Below are 1,227 nucleotides of genomic sequence, written 5' to 3'. Positions count from 1 at the left end.
TGAAAGCACACTCACTAGGTTAAACTATCGCCTCTAATCAAAGAGGTGGTTATGAAGCTATTTAATCCCCAAACTATTTTCCAAACGCTATTCAATCAAGCAATGCACAAACAAGTGCTGTTGCTCGCGATCCCGATGGTGCTCTCTAATATTACTGTCCCATTGCTGGGTTTAGTGGATGCTGCTGTTATCGGCCACTTAGAACATTCTTGGTACCTAGGAGGCGTGGCGTTAGGTGGCACCATGATCAGTGTGACCTTTTGGTTGCTTGGCTTCTTACGCATGTCGACAACCGGACTTGCCGCACAATCGTACGGTGCAAATGATGGCAAGCAGCTTGGTTTGGTCTGTGTGCAAGGCGTGACCATGGCTCTTGGGTTTGCTGGTGTCTTCTTACTGTTACACGGCTTAGTGGCTGATCTGGTTTTTTCATTAAGTAGCGCCAGTGATCAAGTGAAACATTATGGCCAACAGTATTTCTCGATTCGAGCATGGAGTGCACCGGCAGCACTGACGAATTTCGTTATTTTGGGTTGGCTACTTGGAACTCAGAATGCAAAAGCGCCGATGTGGATGGTGATTATCACTAACATCACCAATATCGTGTTGGACGTAGTTTTTGTGATTGGTTTCGGTTGGCAGGTGGAAGGTGCAGCACTGGCATCGGTATTGGCTGATTATTCAGGCTTAACGTTTGGACTGATCTGCGTTTTTCGAATCTGGAAAAAGAGACTGTTACCGCCACCGTGGGCTTTGATTAAGAAAACCAGCCAAGGTTTAAGTCGCTTTGTAAAACTGAATCGAGATATTTTCCTGCGTTCTCTGTGTCTACAAGCCACGTTTACTTTCATGACTTTCCAAGGAGCAAGCTTTGGTGATGATGTCGTGGCAGCCAATGCGGTATTGATGAGTTTCTTGATGATCATCTCTTACGGAATGGATGGCTTTGCCTATGCGATGGAAGCGATGGTGGGTAAGGCGATAGGAGCGAAAGACAAAGATGAATTAAATCAGTCGTTGATTGGTACCTTCTTCTGGAGCTTCAATATTTGTTTGGTTCTTACCTTAGTGTTCGCGATCGCTGGGTCTAATCTGATTAATATGATCACCACCATCCCAGATGTAAAAAGCCAAGCTGAGGTGTATCTGCCTTGGTTGATTGCAATGCCGTTGGTTTCAATGTGGTGCTTCTTACTCGATGGTATTTTTGTCGGAGCAACTAAAGGC

Annotated in this window: 1 protein-coding gene; it reads left to right on the top strand. The window is 45.4% G+C overall.

Translation table 11 applies throughout. The features are described from left to right. Positions 1–51 precede the first annotated feature (51 nt). On the top strand, positions 52–1,227 hold a 1,176-nt coding region (locus A3712_RS02535), incomplete at its 3' end, for an MATE family efflux transporter (protein ID WP_063522148.1).

Origin of the sequence: Vibrio sp. HI00D65 (assembly GCF_001635455.1) — a bacterium.
Taxonomy (GTDB): domain Bacteria; phylum Pseudomonadota; class Gammaproteobacteria; order Enterobacterales; family Vibrionaceae; genus Vibrio.
Note: the sequence above shows the minus strand (reverse complement) of the source record. Positions and strands in the feature narration are given on the sequence as shown.